Genomic DNA, 14,706 nt, shown 5'->3' with positions numbered 1-14,706 from the left:
ATTTGAAAGTATAGTGTTTATACGGATAATCAAAAATTAGATATAAAATTTAACTTAAAAAATTATATTTTATTTTTGGGCAATATGATTGATTTATTTCCTAAATTATGTAAATTTGATTGACAATTGAAGTTAGACTATGCTAACATATACATGAGATTAGTCTTGGCTAACTTAAGAAATACATGAATGTTGTATTCAATTAAAAGGAAGGATGAGTATGATGCCATTAACATTTGCGAATGTAGGAGAAGAAAACATGATCAAACGTATTGGAGGCAATCCAGAAACAAAGAAGCGTTTAGAGAATTTAGGTTTCGTAGCTGGAGGAAATGTGACGATCATTAATGAGATTGCAGGAAATATCATTGTCAATGTAAAAGAATCGCGTATTGCGATCAGTAAAGAAATGGCTCAAAAAATTTTCATTTAAAATTTAAGGAGGAAACGAAAATGAAGACACTTCGTCAAGTAAATATCGGAGAAAATGTAAAAGTTATAAAGCTTCACGGGGAAGGTGCAGTAAAACGTAGAATTATGGATATGGGAATTACAAAAGGTGTAGAAGTACATGTACGTAAGGTTGCACCATTAGGTGATCCGATAGAGATAAGCGTTCGTGGATATGAGTTATCCATTCGTAAAGCAGATGCAGATATGATTGAAGTAGAGTAACGTACAAGGGCATTGCCCTTAATTTTTAACGAATTTAGTTAGCATAGGCTAATTTTTAGAAAGGTAGGATTTAAGTATGGAGAAAAAAACTATTCGCATTGCCTTAGCTGGCAATCCAAACTGTGGAAAAACAACATTGTTTAATGCACTTACAGGTTCCAATCAATTTGTTGGTAACTGGCCGGGTGTAACCGTTGAGAAAAAAGAAGGAAAATTGAAAAAACATGAAGATGTTATCATTACGGATCTTCCTGGTATTTATTCCTTATCGCCATATACATTGGAGGAAGTTGTTGCACGAAATTATTTGATTAATGAACATCCAGATGTCATTTTGAATATCGTAGATGGTACAAATTTAGAACGAAATCTTTATTTAACCACACAGTTAACAGAACTTGGTATTCCTGTTGTAATGGCAATCAATATGATGGACATCGTAAAAAAGAATGATGACAAAATAAATGTAAAGGAATTATCACGAGAACTAGGAGTTACAATTGTAGAAATATCCGCATTAAAAGGAAATGGTATTATGGATGCTGCCGAAGCTGCTTTACAAGCAGCAAAGGTTGGAAGAACCATTCCTATGCATACATTTTCAGGAGCTGTTGAACATGCAATTGCACATATTGAAGAGGCTGTTTTACATGATATGCCAGAGGATCAGCAGCGTTGGTATGCAATAAAAATCTTTGAACGTGATGATAAAGTGCTTGCTAAATTAAATCTATCTAAAGAAGTACTTGCACATATCGAAAAAGATATTCAGGCTGCGGAAAAAGAACTGGATGATGATGCCGAATCGATCATTACCAACGAGCGTTACATTTATATAGCATCCATCATAAAAGGCTGTTATAAAAAGAAAACAGCCGGTAAACTATCTACATCTGATAAAATAGACAAGGTGGTAACCAATCGTTGGTTAGCATTACCAATCTTTGTTGTGATCATGTTCTTTGTTTATTATATTTCTGTATCAACAGTTGGTACATGGGCAACTGATTGGGCAAATGATGGTGTCTTTGGTGATGGTTGGCATTTGTTTAGTATTGGCACAAATGATTATGATGAGGCAATCACAAAATATGCCGAAGAAAATGTATGGACAAAACCATTTGTGGTAACGGTGGATAAAGCAGTAGATGATGAGGTTATCGGTGCACAGGATATAAAAGATGCAATCCAAGAAGAAGACTATGGAGCATTTGATGAAGCCTATGGCACTTATGGAGATTCCCTTGCACAAGCAGGATATGATGTATCAACAATATATGATGCTGCTTTAGGTGATGATGCACAAGGAGTACCTGATCCTTCTGAATTTGGTATTTGGGTACCAGGTGTCCCTGTTTTGTTGAATAACTTATTGGATAGTATACACTGCTCTTCTTGGTTACAAAGCTTGATTGTTGATGGAATCGTAGGTGGTGTTGGTGCTGTATTAGGATTTGTACCACAAATGATCGTGTTATTCTTATTATTGGCATTTTTAGAAGCCTGTGGGTATATGTCACGTATTGCATTTGTATTAGATCGTGTATTCCGCAAATTTGGTTTATCAGGAAAGTCATTCATACCAATGTTGATTGGAACAGGGTGTGGAGTACCAGGAATCATGGCATCAAGAACGATTGAAAATGAAAGAGATCGCAGAATGACGATCATGACGACTACATTTATCCCATGTGGCGCAAAAGTACCAATCATCGCATTGATCGCTTCAGCATTATTTCATGGAGCATGGTGGGTAGCACCAAGTGCTTATTTCATCGGCATTGCGGCAATCGTTATATCTGGAATCATGTTGAAGAAAACACAAATGTTTGCTGGTGAACCTGCGCCCTTCGTCATGGAACTTCCAGCTTATCATATGCCAACAGTGTCCAATCTTTTTCGCTCTATGTGGGAACGGGCTTCCTCCTTTATTAAAAAAGCTGGTACCATCATATTATTATCATCTATTATCATATGGGCAGGCTCTATGTTTGGCATGATAGATGGTTCCTTTGGTTTCAGTTTAGATATGGAATTAGAAAACAGCGTACTAGGTATGCTAGGAAGAGCTATTTGCTGGATTTTTGCTCCATTAGGTTTTGGTAACATTAAGGCAACGATCGCTACAATTATGGGATTGGTTGCAAAAGAAGAGGTTGTTGGTGTATTTGGGGTGCTTGATTTTGAGGGGATGACACAATTAGCAGCTTATTCATTCCTCTGCTTCAACTTATTATGTGCACCATGTTTTGCAGCTATGGGTGCTATCAAAAGAGAGATGAATTCTACGAAATGGACAACTTTTGCGATTGCATATCAATGTGTATTTGCATATGCTATCTCATTAGTTGTCTACCAAATTGGTTCAGTATTTGTAGGGAATGCAAATATTATTGGTCTTATATGTGCAGTTATCGTTCTATTATTTATCACCTATATGTTAATAAAACCGTATAAAGAGCCTGTGAAATTAGGCAAAGAAGTCAGAGTTTAAAGAAAGTCGAGGATATGATAATGATAGATTGGTTGTTAAATCATATATCTACACTTTTCATAAGCATTGTTTTACTTATGATTATCATATGGATCATAAGATATATGATAAATGAAAAAAGGCAGGGGAAGTCATCCTGCGGTGGCCAATGTGGGCATTGTCAGATGAATCACTCTTGTAATCATAGTTCTTAAATCAACAAAAAGGGGTAGTTCATCTTAAATGGATACTCCTTTCGATCATTATAAACGAGAAAGGTATATTTAATATATGATGGAAATAACTTTGAAAATTGAAGGAATGATGTGCTCTATGTGTGCATCTCATATCAATGATTGTATTCGTAAAAATTTCAATATCAAAAAAGTAAAAACTTCTCACAGAAAAGGAGAAATCGAATTATTATCAGAAACGATTATAGATGAAGATAAACTAAGAAAAGTGATACATGATACAGGGTATACATTAATATCTATAAAACAAGAAGATTATATGAAAAAGGGTTTATTTTCATAGGCTCTGTTAGAAATCCCAAGAGATTCTTATTATAGTCTTGTTTAAAATATATATGAAATAATTTCTGATTTTATTTCATAAGTGTTAACTTCTATTATTTCCGCGGTGGATTACTCATAATTGCATACACTTGCATACAGGTACAATACACTTAATAAATAGGCGTATATAAAAAGCCGATAACTAAAGGGCTTTTGGCATCATACAGGTAGCATACAAACGCATATAAAAAGCAAAGATTTTTCCGTAAAAACACAATTTTTCCGTGAAAAGTCGTAAAAAAGTGTGAGAATGGCCAGTTATCATTAAATATAATTGGTCATTTTTTATTTGGAATTTAGCGCGATTTTCAGTGATATAGTATTAAAAATGTCATCGTGCTATAATATGAAATATAAATAAACTTGAAAATGTGAACTTATATTTCATACTTTAATATAGGACTATGAATAAGGAGGTTAATTATATGGATGATAAACAAAAAAAGAACTTAGCTTATGTAATCGGTGTCAGTATCATCGGTGTATTTGTAGTGTTGTTTGTCCCTATGATTTTTCATATATTTAACTAAAAAGATTTAATACATGAAATTCAAAATGTGAGGTAAATTTATGACAGAAAAAGAAAAAATGATCAATGGTTTTATCTATAATCCTGTTTCTCCGCAACTTGTTTTAGATAGAGATAAAGCTAGTCGTATACTAACAAAATACAATAAAAAAGTATTCCATGAAGTAAATATGAGAAATCGGATGATAAAAAAATTGATGAATACAAGTGGTTACTTTTGGATAAAGCCGCCTTTTTTCTGCGATTATGGATATAACATTTATCTAGGAAAAGAAGTGATGGTTAATTTTAATTGTGTATTTCTTGATGTATGTCCAATTATCATTGGAGATTATACATTGATCGGTCCTAATACACAGATTTATACAGCATGCCATTCATTAGATTATAAAGAAAGACAAGAAAATAAAGAGTTTGGAAAACCTGTTCGTATAGGTGATCATGTATGGATCGGTGGAAATGTTACGATATTACCGGGGGTATCAATCGGTGATCATTCGATTATTGGTGCTGGCAGTGTGGTTACTAAAGATATACCAGCGAATGTGATTGCGGTGGGTAATCCATGTAAGGTAATAAAAGATCAAAAAAATGTAAGTATACAGAGTGCAAAGAGGATATAAAAATATAAGGTACTATGTAAAGAAGTTTGATAGTTTTCTTTTTTATTTATAAAATAAGATTATTATATTGTGTAAAGTCAATAATCGTCTAGTGTAACTCAAATAAAATGATATTTCAAGAATAGACTTTTGAAATGTAATCAGTCTATAATGTAAAAAAGAGAAGGAAGTGAATTTTATGAAAAAATTATTTGTATTGATGATGATAGGAAGTCTTCTGGTTGGATGTACATCTGCTAATGATCAAAATGATAAGAAATCAGCAAAGCCTGCAGGATCGGCAGTAGCATTAAAAGATAATGATACTAAGTCAAAAGATAACCAAAAAGAAAAAGATGATTCAGAAAAAGAAGAGAAAAAACAACAGGAAGAGGAAAAGCAACAGAAACAATCTAATGCTCCTAAGAAGGAATCATCAAAAAACGACGGTACTAGCAGTAAAACAGAAAAAAAAGACAATAACCAATCAAATTCTAATAAGAATGAATCAAATCAAGAAAACAACACACCTTCTCAAGATTCAAATCATACAGGAGAAACTAGCAAACCAGTAACACCACCTGTTGAAAATCCAGAACCAGAACCGCCAGTGATTCAACAAGCAAAAGCAGATCAGGTATTTGCTCAGATAAATGCATATCGTACTCAAAATGGGAAAGAACCATTTACATATTCATCTGAACTTAGAAGTAGGTGTGATTCGCATGCATTCGCAATGGCACAGAAAGAAGCATTATGGCATAGTGGAGATGGAGCTGAATGTATAACGAATTACGATGACCCATTCTCTGCATGGGTGAGTTCGCCACCTCATAATAAACTATTATTGAGTAACAACACAGAAGCAGCAGTTGGGATTTATTATTATAATGGATACTATTACTCAGTATTTCAAACACGCTGGTAAAATACATATAAAATAGATAATGAAGCACGATCTGAAAAATGGTCGTGTTTTTTTTATGGAAAGGAGATCATATGAATTACTACAAGGTGGGTTTCTTTTAGGGCATTATGCCCTATACTTAAAATTTAACTGAACAGTATATGGACATAAGGTTGAAATAACACTTTATGTCCCTTTTTATTAGGAGGAAAATACGATGAAAGACAAAATAAAAAAAGCAATACACAAAGTGCTGATGACGATTGCAACTATCTTCATAACACTATCTACAGTGTTCTCTTCAATGCCATTGCAAGTTCAAGCGGCAGGAGAAAATATATATTTTGAAGTCAATAAAGCAGATGAGGTATTAAAGGAAGCACAAAGACATTTAGGAAAGCCATATGTATGGGGAGCTGCAGGCCCGAATAGCTTTGATTGCTCTGGTTTCGTTTCTTATGTATTCAAACAGGTTGGCTTGAAATTTAATGCAGACCGTTTCACTACATATTCCATTGATAGTTATCTGGAAGGCTTAGGTGTAACAAGCTATACCTACTCCACCGAGGAAGCAAATCCTAAAAATGTAAAAGCAGGAGATATCATTCTGTTTTATGATAATACAGGAGATGCTCTTCATATGGGGATTTATATGGGTAACGGTAAAATCATACATTGTGCTGCTGAGATGCCATCAGGCCCTCAACAACAAGTTATGATCAGCGATATTGATTTACTCAGCACCAAACATGGAAGTTCAATCATTACATATAAAGCATATCGAATCTTCCCTGATGAAGGTGGAGTAAGATTGAAGAAAACAGATGAATTTGGAAATGCATTGGCAGGAGTTAAGTTTAAAATAACAATGCCTAATGGTTCAACTAAAACAGTTACTACAAATTCAAATGGTATTTGGGATTCAGATGATGAAGGTGTTAATTTAGATACAGGAACATATAAGTATCAAGAAGTATCTACCGTAGAAGGTTACCTGTTGGATAACACAGTAAGATCGTTTACTGTCAAAGCAGGCGTGAAGGCAAGTGAAAATGTGGTAGTAGTCACTAATAACGAACCAACTGGAGAGATCGAAGTTATTAAAACAAATACGAATGGAGATCGAGTTTCCAATACGGTCTTCAAGGTATATGCTGATAAAACCATCACGAACAGAGCAGGATCAAAAGTTTTTTATACTAAAGATCAATTAGTTGCTACGTTGACAACGTCAGCAAATGGCAAAGCAAGTGTAAAAGTTCCTTTAGGCAGATACCGTATCGTGGAATCACAAGTAACGAATGGCTATATTCTAAATACAAAAGAGCATATAGTAACACTTGATTACAAGAATCAGACAACCTCTCTGATTACTTCATCTACGACGATTGAAAATAAGGAACAGAAAGGTAAAGTTGTTTTAAAGAAATCCATTGATACAACAGAAACAGATGGTAAATATGGTGATGCTTATTTGCAGGATAACCAATATGCTTTGATTGCCAAGGAAAAAATAACGAATGCTGCAGGTACCATTAAATATTACGAAAAGGATCAGATCATATCTTATAAAAAAACAGATTCCAACGGAATGATTACATGGGATGATCTTCCATTAGGAAAATATTACATCGAAGAAGTAGACAATAATGGTAGTCTTCAGATCAATTCTGCTAAAATCGATGTTTCTGTAGATTACGCAGGTCAGACAGTGGAAAAAACGGTTGTCAACAAGACAACTGCAGATAAACCTAACATGCAGAAAATCCAAATTTTCAAATCAGGAATTGATGGCTCTTCTGGAGTATATGATGGTTTAGAAGATGTAGAATTTACTTTGAAACTGAAATCAGATGTAAATAAGTCTGGATGGGATAAAGCAGTTACTTATGATGTGATCACCACAGATAAAAAAGGAATTGCAACTACGAAGTATCTGCCTTATGGTGTTTATCTTGTGAAGGAAACAAAGAGTCCTGCAGATCGTATACCAGCACCTGATTTTACTATTTCAATCAGTAAGAATTATACGTCTTACAAAAAAGATGAACAGATCAAGAAGATCAATGTAAACAATGCTCCATTATCTGCACAGGTTCGTATCGTAAAAGAAGATTATGATACTGGAAAAGCAGTAACATTGAACAGTGCAAGCTTCAAGATTAAAGATGAAGATGGCAACTATGTTGTACAAAAGGTAGGTGGTGTGAAAATTGATACATTCACTACTAACAGCAAGAATCAGGTTGTTTCCATTTTTGGAAAACAGGGTGAAGTTGTATTACCGTTAAAATTGCAGTCAGGAAGTTATACCATCGATGAGATCAAGACTCCTGAAGGGTTCTTGGAACTGGAAAAACCAGTGACATTCAAGATTGAAAATATCAGAGATATGGATCAGGACGAAGATCAGGAACCAATTATAACTGTTAAGGTTAAGAACAGACTGCCAAAGGGTATTTTGACAATTAAGAAAGTCGATCAAACAACTAAACTTCCTATGGAAAATGTTGAGTATTGCTTAACTGCAAAGAAAGATATCATCAATATGATCGATGGTTCTAAGTTGTATAAAGCTGGAGAAACTGTTTATGAAGGTAAAACGAATGCCAAAGGAATCATTACCATTAAAGATATTAACATGGGTGAATATGAGCTGCGTGAAAAATTGACTTTAGAAGGATATGTGCTTTCTGAAGAAGTTCATGACGTTGTATTTACGAAAAAAGACAATACGACCAAGGTATATGAGATAGGAGTAAACGTAACAAATATTGCTCCAAAAGGCGAAATCCATTTGGTTAAGAAAGATAAAGATACCAAAGAATTCTTAAGTGGAGTAATTTATCAACTGACAGCCAAAGAGGATATCGTAAGCCTTGATGGAAGAAATACTGTTCTTTATAAAGTGGGTGAACCAGTATCTGTTGATATTTCAGAAGATGGACGATATATGACAGATGAAACAGGTGAGATCAATATAGCGAATTTGCCATTAGGAAAATATGAGTTGAAAGAAGTCCAAGCATTGGAAGGTTACTATCTAGATACAACAGTATACGATATTGACTTAAGTTACGACCATAGTGATAAGACGCTTTATACACGCTCACTGGAAGTAACTAACAAAAAGACTACTACCGAAATATCCAAGGTAGATGCAACAGATGAAAAAGAACTGGAAGGCGCAGAATTATCGTTGTTTGATAAAGATGATAACTTAATTGAGTCATGGACTTCAGGAAAAGAACCTCATATTATCAAAGGATTGCTTATCGGCATGGAATATCGTCTTCATGAAGATCTTGCACCATTAGGATACGCTACTGCATCTGATGTTACATTTACCATCGATGAGTCAGGAGAAGCAACAAAAGTGGAAATGAAAGATGAAATCACAAAGACAGAGATCCTGAAAGTGGATGCAGATACGAAAGAGCCTCTTGCTGGAGCGCAGCTACAGGTATTGGAGAAAGAAAGCAAGAATATCATAGATGAGTGGACAAGTTCAGAAGAAGCACACAAGATTACTGGACTTCATGTTGGTAAGACTTATGTACTTCATGAGGTCAATGCACCTGCTGGATACCACAAAGCTGAGGATGTGGAATTCACGATCGCAGATAGTGGAGAAATACTAAAAGTTGAAATGAGTGATCGCATTACGACAATCATTGTGGAAAAACAGGATGCAGAAAACGGAGAAGCACTGCAAGGTGCTGTACTAACTATCGTGGATAAAGAAACAGGTAAAACTGTGGAAACATGGAAGTCCACGAAAGAACCTCATGAGATCAAAGGACTTGAGGTAGGAAAATCCTATATCCTCAAGGAAATCAGTGCTCCTTCACACTACGAAAAAGCAGGTGACATTGAGTTTAAGGTGGAAGAGGATATGCAGGTTCAGCACTTGGTAATGAAGGATAAAAGAACACCGATCACTGTTGTGCAGACAGGAGATGAAACAAAAGTAATGCCATTATTAGCCATCGTACTTGGTGCAGGTATCGCTGTTCTTGTCTTGTATAGAAAGTCAAAAAAGCAATAAGAAAGTAAATGAATGTATTCATGATAGGGGCAGTGATAAAAAAATCATTGCTCCTATTTTGCTGATGGAAATGGAAAGGTGGAGAAAATGAAAATCATTCATCAAAAGGTAGAGGCATATCCTAGCAGGATCCGTTTGCCTGTGGATTATCTAAAAATCAGTGATCCTAATTATGAGGAAGGTGTCTGGTGCAGATATGAAAAAGATAACATTCAGATGGATTCCATTCAGGTCATGGTAAAGCATGAAACCATGTATGATGAGCAAGAGGATTACAGTTATGATTATGGCGAACTTATCGTGAGTCTTTCCAATAGATATTGGAAAGGAGAACCAACCGCTGAAAAAGAATATGAAATAGGAGTAGATACGGCACGATATGAAATTGAAACAGAGCATAACCGAAGTGAAATCTATACTGCTTCTGACGGTATTTTCGGTGCAGTGAATGAATGTTATTATGGAGATAAGCTGGGGAAGATCAATATTTATCTGGCAATCCCTGATGAATATGAAATGGATGAAACAGAGTTTATCTTAAATGTGTTAAGAACAATGAATATTCATCATCTGCATTTATGCGTTGTCAGAGATGAAGATGTAGATATAAATATGGATAATGAAGAATTATTCGAGGACATGCAAATGTCCCCATAAATCAGAAAGGAGGAATGTGCCTATTGAACAGTATTATCAGCTGGATAGGTGGTAAAAAAGCATTACGCAATCTCATCTATTCCAGATTTCCAAATTATTATGATCGTTACATTGAAGTGTTTGGCGGTGGTGGATGGGTTCTCTTCGGTAAGCAGCCAGATAAATTCGAAGTATATAACGATTTTAATAATAACTTAACCAATATGTTTGCGGTCATCAGAGATCAGCCATTGGCCTTCATAGAGGAACTGGGCTATTTACCTGAGAATGGACGTTATATCTTTAACTTGTATAAAGACATTATCTCAAAGCAACGAATCGAAGATAAATATCTGGAGGATGAGGTTAAGCGTGTTCGTGTTTATTTTACAGAGCTACAGGCAGAAGAAATCATAGAGATTATGAGAAAAGAACGTATTGAAAAACAGGATGTAAAGCTAGCAGTGGCGTTTTTTAAACTGATACGTTACAGTTATGGCTCTGGCTGCAAGACTTATGGATGCAGACCATATGATGTAAGGAATGCTTTCCATATGGTTTGGGATATATCTGATCGTCTTAGCAATACCATCATCGAGAATAAAGATTTTGAGGCATTGATCTGTCAATATGATAGACCGAATGCCTTTTTTTATTGTGATCCACCTTATTATGAAACAGAAGGGATGTATCAGGTTTTATTTACAAAAGAGGATCATACACGGTTAAGAGATACATTGGCGAATATACAAGGAAAGTTTTTGCTTAGTTATAACGATTGTGAATTCATACGTGATATTTATAAAGACTTTCATATAGAAAGTTGTTCACGTGTAAATAACATGGCATTGCGCTATGACAATGCTGCGGAATTCCCAGAAGTTTTGATATCTAATTATGACACGCAGAATAATGAAAGAGTTGGAAAACAAATGGGACTATTTGATTTAGATTTTATGGAAAGCGAGGATGAAGAAAATGAATAGTATATATATCAATGTTTTGGAAGATTTTAAGATTCAGTTACCTCAACAGGTTGCAAAAGAGATGCTTCTGAAAGTTGGGGATCGTTTGATTTTACAATATGATCCAGAAAGATTGGCAGAAAAGTGTTTTTTCATCGAAGGAGATGAAAAAGATAGATTAGAAAAAGAAGAATACTTCTGCATTCCACATCGTCTATTCAAAAGTGCTGGAATAGAAAATCAGGATCTGCAAGTCATACTTGGTAGCGAGGAACTGACAGTGACAACATCTGCCAATATCATCAAGGCATTACCTAGTGAATACATAGAAGCACTGATGGAGCAGCATGTCGATTTAAATAGAATGGCAGATTGTATTGCAGAAAGGATCAATGAAAATGTGCTCGAATCAGAAGAAGAGTCAATTTAAGATATTAGATACACAAGGAAGATTGGTAATTCCTCAGGATATCCGCGATAAAGCGGATATCCATAAGGGCGATATTGTAGAGATCAAAAATGTACGAAACGGTATCTTAATTGCAAAACTAGATATCGTCAAGCTGAATGATGAATCTATTGAAGCATTACAAAATATGGTCATTTCCTCCGCAAGAAAGTTAGATAAAAAATCACTTTTGATGCTTACAAAAAAGATGGTAGAAATGGCAGAAAGAACGGAGGAGTATAATGATTAGAGTTTTAAAAGATAAAAGGATAAAGGTCTTGTTCGTCATGATATTTTTATTATTGATGTTCGTAATTTTTATGAAACCATGTTATGCAGCTGGAGATGTATCAGGAGCAATCGAGAGTGCATGGGGAAGTGCTAAAGGACAGATAAAAAGTGTTGTCAATAATGTCGTATTCCCAGTCATCGACCTTGTCTTGGCAGTATTCTTTTTTGTGAAGCTCGGAACCGCATATTTCGATTATCGAAAGCAGGGACAGTTTGAATGGACAGCTCCAGCCATCCTGTTTGCATGTTTATGTTTCACATTAACAGCACCAAATTATATTTGGACGATTCTGTAAGGAGCAGCCATGTTTATTTGGGATTTTGTAGCTGACAAGGTACTGGGAGGTATTATCGATTGGATATATGAAAAGATTCTTGATACCTTAGGGGAATTTTTTGGACTGATGGGAAACATGGGAGCAGAGATTTTTGATTATAATTGGGTAAAATCTATCGTAGAAATTATGCGTCTGTTTGGGTGGACGCTGTTTGCGGTAGGGCTTGTGGTAGCTGCTTTCGAGTGCGCATTAGAGTATCAAGGAGGCAGAGGAAGCATCAAGGATACAGCTTTGAATTATATTAAGGGATTTATGGCTGTATCCCTTTTTACTGTGGTACCAATTAGTCTGTTCAAGTTCTGCATCACATTACAGGTACAGCTTACCTCAGGAATGGCAACTCTAGTTGGATCTGATTCAATAGGAGAAACTGCAAAAATGTCATTAGGATTTTTAACAGATATGGGATTAAGCGCACTGCTCGCCATCATGATTTTAATCATGATGGGCTATTCTATAATCAAAATATTTTTTGCTAATCTGAAACGTGGAGGAATATTGTTGATTACTATAGCAGTAGGCTCTTTATATATGTTCTCTGTGCCAAGAGGCTATACCGATGGTTTCGTTCAATGGTGTAAACAGATTATCGGTATATGTCTTACTGCTTTTTTACAGGCAGTGATGTTAATTGCAGGACTTGGTGTCATGAAAGAAAACTGTTTATTGGGAATTGGTTTGATCCTCTCTGCAGGAGAGATACCAAGAATTGCTGGACAGTTTGGAATGGACACAAGTACGAAAGCGAATCTGATGAGTACGATGTATGCTGCACAAGCAGCTATGTCTATTACCAGAACGATTGCAGGTGCGGTTAAGTAAATGAGAAGATATATGGCTTACATCGATGAAATTAACTATTCCATTGATCTTGATGGAAATGAACTTTGCCCATTTATTACACACTTCGGTAATTTTGGAGATATTGAAATCTACGATCAAATTAAGAAAGAGATTCTATTAAATACTAAAGAAGTCTATATTGATTGCTTCTACCCTGATGAATCTAATAGAGAGATTGCTCAGCATAGAGCAAGACATCTTTCTTATATGTTCGAAAATTACAAATATCATAAAAAACTTAAATATCCAAAAGGAAGATTACGAGCAATATATATGGATATGATGAGAGAATTATCTTTGATAAGAGATGATATTTGTTTTGAGCATATAAAAAGATAATATTAATGTGAATTTTCTTACCTTGTATATGGTACAGTTAAAGCGTATAATAACCCTATAAATTAGAATTTGAAAGTGGGATGAAGTTAAATGAATAAAGAGGAATTGCATCGTGTTATAGGAGAACAACAACCTAATATATGCCAAATGGTAGTGCTCAAAAACGGCAACATTATTTATAGTGATACTTGGAATGATTTTAATGCAGACGATAACATTCATATTGCTTCGGTAACAAAAAGCATTATAGCCATACTTATTGGAATTGCTATTGACAAAGGTATGATTAAAAGTATCCATCAAAAAGTATTGGATTTTTTCCCCGACTATGTGCTTAAAAGAGGAGAAAAGACCATACACAATATTACTTTATATCATTTGCTTACAATGACCGCACCATATAAATACAAGTCGGAGCCTTGGACAAAAGTATGCACGAGTGAGGATTGGTCAAAAGCAGTCCTTGATTTACTCGGCGGTAAAAGCGGTATTATAGGTGAGTTTAAGTATTCAACACTCGGCATACATATATTGAGTACAATAATAACCAAAGTAAGTAATATGACAACATTGGAATTTGCCAATGAATATTTATTCAAGCCTCTTGAAATAAAAGAAAGACATCTTTATACAGTAAAAAACAAAGAGGAACATATTGGCTTTGTGACTTCGAAAGAGCCAAAAGAAAATGGTTGGTTTTGCGATAACAAAGGAATTGTATCATCAGGTTTTGGGCTCTGTTTATCGGCAGAAGATATGGCTAAAATAGGACAAATGTGCCTTGATAAAGGTATCTATGACAACAAAAGAATTGTATCAACCGAATGGATAGAAAAAATAACTACACCATATTTAACTACTGATGAAAAATTTGGATTTATGAAATATGGCTTTTTGTGGTGGATTATAGACGAAGAAGAGAAAATATATTCTGCCATTGGTGACAGTGGAAATGTAATATATGTTAATACTGAAAAGAACATTGTAATCTCTGTTACGGCAACATTCAAGCCTTTGGTATTTGATAGAGTTCA

At 34.9% G+C, this 14,706-nt stretch carries 16 protein-coding genes; all 16 read left to right on the top strand.

All coding sequences use genetic code 11. The features are described 5' to 3' along the window. Positions 1–220 precede the first annotated feature (220 nt). The gene (locus DW114_RS20450; RefSeq protein WP_117456158.1) at positions 221–433 is read left to right on the top strand and encodes a FeoA family protein; all 213 of its coding nucleotides are present in this window, start codon (positions 221–223) and stop codon (positions 431–433) included. Between the two features lie 20 nt (positions 434–453). Then, positions 454–675 (top strand): FeoA family protein, encoded by a 222-nt coding sequence (locus DW114_RS20445; protein ID WP_117456156.1) that lies wholly within the window; start codon positions 454–456, stop codon positions 673–675. 76 nt (positions 676–751) lie between these two features. After that, positions 752–3,169, top strand: coding sequence for a ferrous iron transporter B (gene feoB / locus DW114_RS20440; protein ID WP_117456153.1), 2,418 nt, complete (start codon positions 752–754; stop codon positions 3,167–3,169). A 14-nt stretch (positions 3,170–3,183) separates the two neighbouring features. After that, a complete protein-coding gene (locus tag DW114_RS22255; protein WP_117456151.1) occupies positions 3,184–3,363 on the top strand; it encodes a FeoB-associated Cys-rich membrane protein in 180 nt (59 codons plus the stop codon). A gap of 76 nt (positions 3,364–3,439) precedes the next feature. Next, positions 3,440–3,685 carry a heavy-metal-associated domain-containing protein gene (locus DW114_RS20430; protein ID WP_117456150.1) on the top strand — a complete coding sequence of 82 codons (246 nt, stop codon included), beginning with the start codon at positions 3,440–3,442 and terminating at the stop codon, positions 3,683–3,685. A gap of 611 nt (positions 3,686–4,296) precedes the next feature. Next, the gene (locus tag DW114_RS20425) at positions 4,297–4,878 is read left to right on the top strand and encodes a sugar O-acetyltransferase (protein WP_117456148.1); all 582 of its coding nucleotides are present in this window, start codon (positions 4,297–4,299) and stop codon (positions 4,876–4,878) included. 178 nt (positions 4,879–5,056) lie between these two features. Beyond that, positions 5,057–5,785, top strand: coding sequence for a CAP domain-containing protein (locus DW114_RS20420; protein ID WP_117456146.1), 729 nt, complete (start codon positions 5,057–5,059; stop codon positions 5,783–5,785). Positions 5,786–5,981: 196 nt separating this feature from the next. Continuing rightward, positions 5,982–9,812 carry a SpaA isopeptide-forming pilin-related protein gene (locus tag DW114_RS20415; RefSeq protein ID WP_117456144.1) on the top strand — a complete coding sequence of 1,277 codons (3,831 nt, stop codon included), beginning with the start codon at positions 5,982–5,984 and terminating at the stop codon, positions 9,810–9,812. 87 nt (positions 9,813–9,899) lie between these two features. After that, positions 9,900–10,469: a hypothetical protein gene (locus tag DW114_RS20410; protein ID WP_117456142.1), complete on the top strand. Its 570-nt coding sequence runs from the start codon at positions 9,900–9,902 to the stop codon at positions 10,467–10,469. A gap of 23 nt (positions 10,470–10,492) precedes the next feature. Then, positions 10,493–11,434 (top strand): DNA adenine methylase, encoded by a 942-nt coding sequence (locus tag DW114_RS20405; protein ID WP_117456140.1) that lies wholly within the window; start codon positions 10,493–10,495, stop codon positions 11,432–11,434. Then, positions 11,427–11,843, top strand: coding sequence for a hypothetical protein (locus DW114_RS20400; RefSeq protein WP_117456139.1), 417 nt, complete (start codon positions 11,427–11,429; stop codon positions 11,841–11,843). Before DW114_RS20405 ends, DW114_RS20400 begins: the two co-directional genes overlap by 8 nt. Beyond that, positions 11,812–12,111 (top strand): AbrB/MazE/SpoVT family DNA-binding domain-containing protein, encoded by a 300-nt coding sequence (locus DW114_RS20395; protein ID WP_117456159.1) that lies wholly within the window; start codon positions 11,812–11,814, stop codon positions 12,109–12,111. The genes DW114_RS20400 and DW114_RS20395 overlap by 32 nt, the downstream gene beginning before the upstream one ends. Continuing rightward, positions 12,104–12,448 carry a DUF3852 domain-containing protein gene (locus tag DW114_RS20390; protein WP_117456137.1) on the top strand — a complete coding sequence of 115 codons (345 nt, stop codon included), beginning with the start codon at positions 12,104–12,106 and terminating at the stop codon, positions 12,446–12,448. Before DW114_RS20395 ends, DW114_RS20390 begins: the two co-directional genes overlap by 8 nt. Positions 12,449–12,457: 9 nt before the next feature. Further along, the gene (locus tag DW114_RS20385; RefSeq protein ID WP_117456135.1) at positions 12,458–13,312 is read left to right on the top strand and encodes a conjugal transfer protein TrbL family protein; all 855 of its coding nucleotides are present in this window, start codon (positions 12,458–12,460) and stop codon (positions 13,310–13,312) included. A gap of 12 nt (positions 13,313–13,324) precedes the next feature. After that, entirely contained in the window at positions 13,325–13,672 is a 348-nt protein-coding gene (locus DW114_RS20380; RefSeq protein WP_117456133.1) for a hypothetical protein, read from the top strand. 90 nt (positions 13,673–13,762) lie between these two features. Then, positions 13,763–14,706: serine hydrolase domain-containing protein (locus tag DW114_RS20375; protein WP_147323143.1), on the top strand; the 944-nt coding region annotated here is incomplete at its 3' end.

It is taken from the genome of Absiella sp. AM09-50, assembly GCF_003433845.1.
Taxonomy (GTDB): domain Bacteria; phylum Bacillota_I; class Bacilli_A; order Erysipelotrichales; family Erysipelotrichaceae; genus Hoskinsella; species Hoskinsella hominis.
This window is presented reverse-complemented; position numbering and strand designations above follow the sequence as displayed.

What these genes read in the sequence shown, in the direction of transcription:
- DW114_RS20450 (WP_117456158.1), top strand. Translation starts at nt 221, where the DNA reads ATGATGCCATTAACATTTGCGAATGTAGGAGAAGAAAACATGATCAAA.
- DW114_RS20445 (WP_117456156.1), top strand. Translation starts at nt 454, where the DNA reads ATGAAGACACTTCGTCAAGTAAATATCGGAGAAAATGTAAAAGTTATA.
- feoB (WP_117456153.1), top strand. Translation starts at nt 752, where the DNA reads ATGGAGAAAAAAACTATTCGCATTGCCTTAGCTGGCAATCCAAACTGT.
- DW114_RS22255 (WP_117456151.1), top strand. Translation starts at nt 3,184, where the DNA reads ATGATAATGATAGATTGGTTGTTAAATCATATATCTACACTTTTCATA.
- DW114_RS20430 (WP_117456150.1), top strand. Translation starts at nt 3,440, where the DNA reads ATGATGGAAATAACTTTGAAAATTGAAGGAATGATGTGCTCTATGTGT.
- DW114_RS20425 (WP_117456148.1), top strand. Translation starts at nt 4,297, where the DNA reads ATGACAGAAAAAGAAAAAATGATCAATGGTTTTATCTATAATCCTGTT.
- DW114_RS20420 (WP_117456146.1), top strand. Translation starts at nt 5,057, where the DNA reads ATGAAAAAATTATTTGTATTGATGATGATAGGAAGTCTTCTGGTTGGA.
- DW114_RS20415 (WP_117456144.1), top strand. Translation starts at nt 5,982, where the DNA reads ATGAAAGACAAAATAAAAAAAGCAATACACAAAGTGCTGATGACGATT.
- DW114_RS20410 (WP_117456142.1), top strand. Translation starts at nt 9,900, where the DNA reads ATGAAAATCATTCATCAAAAGGTAGAGGCATATCCTAGCAGGATCCGT.
- DW114_RS20400 (WP_117456139.1), top strand. Translation starts at nt 11,427, where the DNA reads ATGAATAGTATATATATCAATGTTTTGGAAGATTTTAAGATTCAGTTA.
- DW114_RS20395 (WP_117456159.1), top strand. Translation starts at nt 11,812, where the DNA reads ATGTGCTCGAATCAGAAGAAGAGTCAATTTAAGATATTAGATACACAA.
- DW114_RS20390 (WP_117456137.1), top strand. Translation starts at nt 12,104, where the DNA reads ATGATTAGAGTTTTAAAAGATAAAAGGATAAAGGTCTTGTTCGTCATG.
- DW114_RS20385 (WP_117456135.1), top strand. Translation starts at nt 12,458, where the DNA reads ATGTTTATTTGGGATTTTGTAGCTGACAAGGTACTGGGAGGTATTATC.
- DW114_RS20380 (WP_117456133.1), top strand. Translation starts at nt 13,325, where the DNA reads ATGGCTTACATCGATGAAATTAACTATTCCATTGATCTTGATGGAAAT.